This window comes from Caldisericum sp. (assembly GCA_022759145.1).
Taxonomy (GTDB): Bacteria; Caldisericota; Caldisericia; order Caldisericales; family Caldisericaceae; genus Caldisericum.
Genome location: JAEMPV010000098.1, coordinates 1 through 5,935, shown reverse-complemented (window position 1 = coordinate 5,935; position 5,935 = coordinate 1). Strand labels below are relative to the sequence as shown.

Here is a 5,935-nt window from a genome sequence, read left to right as displayed (position 1 = left end):
ATTAAATAAAAAACTCTTAACATAATTATATGCAACTTAAAAAACAAGTCAAATATATAGAAGTGTGAATAGAGAGTATTATGAAATTTATTATGCCAATTGTAATGCTAAAAGAAACGAGGTGCCTTCAAACTTTTGAGATGGTGAGCTGCACCCTGTCTCGACTTTATCAGTTGACCTTGAATCATCCCGCATAAATCCTATGATTTAATTTTTGAAAATCTTCATTTTGCAACTACAAATTTTTGTTTGATGTTTATCTTGTTATACTCTTAGCTCCCAAATGGATTGATATTTTTGGAAAGTTTGATATAAAGTATTTTATAAGTCTTATTGTTGAATTCTTCCCATTGTGTTTTAAGGTAGAACATATGCTCCTCTATAGTAAAAAGGTTTGAGAATCAAAGTTCCTTAAAGCATGTCCTCAATTTCGTTATACACGATTGCTGATACTCCATAAACAGGCTATTCACAAAACTTCCTTGGAAACCCCGGAATGATATCTTGATACAGGTCAGTCTTCCATATTTAATATTAGATTTTGCATGTATTCTAAATTATCCAAAAAAAGAGAAACAAGGAAAAAATGCTTGTTTATATGGCAAGATGTGTAGTTGTATAACTTAAAAAAGTTGTATAATTTAACAATGGAGGTAAAAAATGGATATTAATGTAGGACTTATAGGATACAAGTTTATGGGAAAGCTCATAGCCACGCATATTTAGATATGCCTAAGTTTTTTAATACTAAGGGAATGCCTGTAATGAAAGTTTTGTGTGGAAGAGACGAATCCGCAGTTAGAGAAGTTGCTAATAAGTTTGGATGGCAAGAGGTAGAAACTTCCTGGGAAAGACTTGTTGAAAGAAAAGATATCGATCTTATTGATATCTCTGTTCCAACTGATATTCATAAAGAGATTGTTATAAGAGCAGCAAAATCAGGTAAGCACATCCTTTGCGAAAAGCCATTAGCTATGAACCTAAAAGAAGCAAGAGAAATATTAAGCGCAGTAGAAGATGCCCATGTAAAACATATGATTGGATTTAATTATAGAAGAGCCCCTGCTGTAGCGTTAGCCAAAAAAATTATCGATGAAGGTAAAATAGGAAAAAATATATCATTTTAGAGCAGTATTCCTTCAAGAACGACTCATTGACCCCAGCTATCCTCTTGTCTGGAGGCTGCAAAGAGAAATATCAGGTTCTGGGTCTCTGGGAGATCTGGGGTCTCACTTAATAGATATTGCTAGGTACTTAGTAGGAGAGTTTTCTGAAGTAATAGGTATGAGCGAAACATTTATAAAAGAAAAGCCTTTAATTAGGCAAATTACGGATTCTGGCGTCGGGACTGATAGAGCAATGGGAAAAGTCACAGTGGATGACGCAACTACATTTCTTGCCAGGTTTGAAAACGGTGCCTTGGGAACTTTTGAAGCAACCAAACTTGCTCCTGGAAGAAAAAGTTATAATTCATTTGAAGTTAATGGCAGCAAGGGAACAATAGTTTTCAATCTTGAAAGAATGAATGAACTACAGTTTTATTCACTTGAAGATCCACAGGAAATAAGGGGATTTAGAACAATATTAGTAACAGAACCGGTACATCCATATTTGGGTGCATGGTGGCCTCCCGGTCATATTATAGGATATGAGCACACCTTTATTCACGAAATATACGACCTGTTTGAATCTATAGCAAATGATACTGCAACAACTCCAAATTTCTATGACGGAGTAAAATGTCAGGAAGTTATAGAAGCAGTTGAACTTTCCAATAAAGAAAGACGATGGGTTAAACCATCCGAACTGTAAAAGCGAGACTTATATCCAAAAAAGCCGATAAAGAAATTTAGCGCACAATACCAAACTCGTAAGCAGGCTAAATTCCTATATTCGGACCCACTCTAAATACAACCTATTATTTTCATCCCTTATTAGTATACAGATCTTATCTTCTCAAAAAACAAGATTGGTCTCCTCACTAACCCCATTCTTATCCATCAAAAACCTTCACAGCAGTAAGCATAGAAAAAAATAGATTATCATTTTTCTCTTTTATGGGTTGCAATATCAAATATAACAGCGACCACAAGAACAATAGCCCTAACGATGTACTGAAAAGATATATCAACACCCATAAGGTTCATGCCATTCGTTAGTGAAGTCATAAGGAACGCACCAATGATCGACCCTGTAACCTTGCCTACACCTCCATATGGTGAAGTTCCACCGATGAAAGCAGCCGTGATTGCATCCATTTCCAATAGAGTTCCTGCTGTTGTTGTAGCAGATTTAAAGCGGGAAGCGAACAGTATTCCTGCCAAAGCAGCAAGCATGCCCATTGAGCCGAAAACAACATAGATTATTTTCTTTACGCTAATACCACTTAATTCAGCCGCCTGTGGATTTCCACCAACAGCATAAATGTGCCTACCAAGCGTTGTTCTTGACATAATGAAATTATATACTAAAAACACAATCAAAACTATCACTGCAGTCCATGAGAGACCTCTGTAACTTGCAAACACCCATGTAACACCACCGATTAAAAGTGATAAAAGTATTAACCTAATAATAAATAAATGTATTGACATTGTTTTAATATTATAAACCTGGTTCTTTTTACGGTTTCTTATTTCGTTTAAAATGAAAAATAAAATGCTTAAAATTCCAAGAATTAGAGTTAATTTGTGCACTCCGGGAAAGATTCTAATACCCGGAATGTCAGGGATATATGCATTACCTATAGCGTTAAATGTATCATTTGGAATAATAATCGTACCCCTGCTCCTTGTTACAAGTTGTAATGCTCCTCTATAACCCAACCAACCACCAAGTGTTGCTACAAAAGCAGGAACATCCAATTTTGCTATTAAGAAAGCAGTCAAAAGTCCTGCAAGAATACCAAGAACAAGCACAAGTAATATACTCGTATATGCAGACCAGTGCCAAGACACCATAGCAGTTGCTGCCACCGCTCCGAGGAAGCCTGACAAATAACCAACAGACAGATCTATCTTTTGAATAATAATGACAAGAGTCATTCCGATTGCTAAAACTGCTGTATAACCTGTCTGCTTTATCAAGTCATCTATATTCCTCGGTGAAACAAAGATTCCATTTGTAGCAACGGCAAAGAATATCATAGTAACTAACAAAGCGATATACATACCCCATTCACTAATGTTTAGTCCAAATATTTTGTCTCCAGCCCTACTGGATGATTCTTCGAACTTATCTGCTTTCATCATTTGACTCCACACCCCCTTTTTCAGCGAAATCGTCACGTGCGCCAATCATATAAGCTACTACTTTCTCTCTAAAACTATCAATATCACCAACAACAGGAGTATCACAGACTTTGCGTCCGTGGCGCAGTACCATCATCCGATCACATACTTGATAAATGTCTTCTAAACGGTGACTTATTATAATGATAGAAGTTCCTTGTGCCTTGAGCTCTCGAACCAAATCAAGCAACTTACTAATCGCAGCAACACTTAGAGCTGCTGTGGGCTCGTCCAGAATAATGACTCTGGCGTTAAAAGCCGTTGCACGAGCAATAGCAACTGCCTGGCGCTGACCACCCGACAAATTTGCCACCTTTAACCGCACAGAGGGAATGTCAATCTTTAACCGTTTTAATAAACGCTGTGTCTCTTGCTCCATATAATGCTCATTCATTACTTTTATCGGCCCTAACTTTACGCTTGCAACTTCACGCCCCATAAAAACATTAGCAACTACATCAAGATTGTTGGCAAGCGCCAGATCCTGATATACCATCTCGATACCATGTTGACGTGCATCCCAAGGGCTGGTAAAATACACCTTCTTACCATCGATGAGAATCTCTCCTTCATCAGGAATATATGCTCCACTTAGAACCTTCATCAAAGTAGATTTACCAGCGGCGTTATCGCCCACCAATCCCAACACTTCATTTTTATGGAGTAGCAGATCTACTCCTCGTAACGCATGAACACCGCCAAAACTCTTCTTAATATTTCGCATTTCCACAACGGGTATATCATCTTCCATATTTGTCCTCCCGTCCTTTAAAGTACTAAATAAAAATACAACTGCATTAAATGCACTAAATCTTTTTACAGTGGGTGGACGAGTATAATTACCAAAACGCTCTCGTTCCACCCACTATTCTTTTTTAGCAATAATTTCTATATTAACTAACTCTTTACCCTATTTTCTATGGTAGTCCTGTAAAATCACTAGCTGAGTAATAACCAGAATCTATCAAAGCAGATTTTACATTGTTCTTATCAACTACAACAATCGCGGAGGGTTTAGCAGGGACATCAATCTTACCATTGTTATAAGTGGTAGTCTGCGGAGGGGTTTTCCCATTGAGAAAATCAGTAGCTGCAGCGATTGCATCCTTAACTAATGTTCTAACATCCTTTAAGACTGTCATCGACTGTTTACCATCAATAATATACTGTACGGAAGCTTTCTCAGCGTCCTGACCTGTAATTACATAACTCTTGACATCCTTGTCGGCAGCAAATGCATCTGCAATTGCACGGGCAGTTCCATCATTGGGAGCCAGTATAAATACATTACCCTTGTCGGTAGGTTTTGCAGCAGTTAAGTTGGCTTCAGCTAAATTCTTAGCGACGGTAAAATCCCAGTTTGTTGTAGTTTGGCCAATGATTTTGCTCTCCTCTTCACGCGTCAACTTTTGTTTATTCTGAAGAGCGACAGCCTCGCTTGAGTTCTTTATAACGAATGTACCATCGGCAATTTTTGGCTGAAGTGTTTCCCAGGCACCCTCAAAGAAGAGAAAAGAGTTATTATCAGTAGGAGCACCAGTATAAATATAAAGTGGGTTATTCTTAGTATTGCCGGCCTTGTCAACCAAGTATTGCCCCTGAGCCTTTCCAACAGCAATGCTATCGAAGGTCACATAGTAATCAACGGCATCGGTATCAAGTATAAGACGGTCATATGAAATAACCTTTACACCTGCAGCTTTAGCTTCTTCCGCAGCAGCGGCAGCAGCAGTTGCATCGTGTGGACAAAGGATGAGAACTTTGATGCCTTTATTAATAAGGGTTTCGACATTCTGTTTTTCTACAGCAGGAGAACCCTGGCTGAAGAGAATCTCAGCCTTGTAGTTAGTGCCCTTAAGAGCATCGTTGAAACGAGTCTCATCTTGTATCCATCTTGGTTCGTCCTTTGTCGGGAGGACTATACCAATATCTACTGTTGCTTTCTTTGAACACCCTGTAAGCAAAAGTCCTCCAAGTGCAGAAACAAACATTAATACTATTACTAACAATAATAATGACTTTTTCACTTTTCACTCCCTTCCTTTCTTTCATTTTTAGTGTAATTTGGAAGCACCCACCATAGTGGTGCTTTTTCTTTTAACAAAATTTGTAGAATCACAACAAATAACCGAAACTGAATTTTTCACCCAAGTTCTCCTTGACCCAAAGGGTTCCATAAAAAAGTCCAGAGAGCACAGTAAATAACAGATCTATAATTCTCCAATAAAAGTCCCTTACCACCGAAGTAAGCCTTGCAACAAGCGATAAAACAGAAGACGGTAACTCACACATAAAAACAAATAAACCAAAGTGAGTCTGAGAAAATACCTCGGACCAGTAGTTTTTTCTCAACACATCTACTCCAAAAATTCTACATTCTTTATACACTTTTACTCTCCTCAACATCCAATAAGACATAACAACTAGGGTTGAGCTTTTAATCCCAAACCCGTGCATAGCTTTTCAGCGGTTGTAGCTCCTAATACATCTGCACTTTCATCTTCTTTCTTTTTTACAGTAAATAAAAAACTCTTAACGAAATTATATACAACTTAAAAAACAAGTCAATAATAAAATTAGGGAAAATATTAAAAAAACTCAAAATGGATACAAATACCAAATTTCAATCCATTGTGTGGAGTTGG

5 protein-coding genes are annotated in these 5,935 nt (G+C 37.6%); 2 read left to right on the top strand and 3 right to left on the bottom strand.

Annotated features, from left to right (window positions below; translation table 11 throughout):
- Positions 1-764: 764 nt before the first annotated feature.
- Together JHC30_06185 and JHC30_06180 are read left to right on the top strand one after the other, a co-directional pair.
- Complete coding sequence (locus tag JHC30_06185; protein ID MCI4463740.1) at positions 765-1,127, top strand: Gfo/Idh/MocA family oxidoreductase; 363 nt, start codon at positions 765-767, stop codon at positions 1,125-1,127.
- Positions 1,114-1,812, top strand: a complete 699-nt coding sequence (locus JHC30_06180) for a Gfo/Idh/MocA family oxidoreductase (protein ID MCI4463739.1) — start codon at positions 1,114-1,116, stop codon at positions 1,810-1,812. Before JHC30_06185 ends, JHC30_06180 begins: the two co-directional genes overlap by 14 nt.
- A gap of 230 nt (positions 1,813-2,042) precedes the next feature.
- Here the strand turns inward: JHC30_06180 and JHC30_06175 are convergent, their stop codons facing one another.
- From JHC30_06175 to JHC30_06165, 3 genes are all read right to left on the bottom strand, one after another.
- The gene (locus JHC30_06175) at positions 2,043-3,251 is read right to left on the bottom strand and encodes a hypothetical protein (GenBank protein ID MCI4463738.1); all 1,209 of its coding nucleotides are present in this window, start codon (positions 3,249-3,251) and stop codon (positions 2,043-2,045) included.
- A complete protein-coding gene (locus tag JHC30_06170; protein MCI4463737.1) occupies positions 3,235-4,041 on the bottom strand; it encodes a sugar ABC transporter ATP-binding protein in 807 nt (268 codons plus the stop codon). Before JHC30_06170 ends, JHC30_06175 begins: the two co-directional genes overlap by 17 nt.
- A gap of 166 nt (positions 4,042-4,207) precedes the next feature.
- Positions 4,208-5,317, bottom strand: a complete 1,110-nt coding sequence (locus tag JHC30_06165; protein ID MCI4463736.1) for a sugar-binding protein — start codon at positions 5,315-5,317, stop codon at positions 4,208-4,210.
- Positions 5,318-5,935 lie beyond the last annotated feature (618 nt).

Coding starts and splice junctions, on each gene's coding strand:
- JHC30_06185 (MCI4463740.1), top strand. CDS start 765: ATGAAAGTTTTGTGTGGAAGAGACGAATCCGCAGTTAGAGAAGTTGCT.
- JHC30_06175 (MCI4463738.1), bottom strand. CDS start 3,251: ATGATGAAAGCAGATAAGTTCGAAGAATCATCCAGTAGGGCTGGAGAC.
- JHC30_06170 (MCI4463737.1), bottom strand. CDS start 4,041: ATGGAAGATGATATACCCGTTGTGGAAATGCGAAATATTAAGAAGAGT.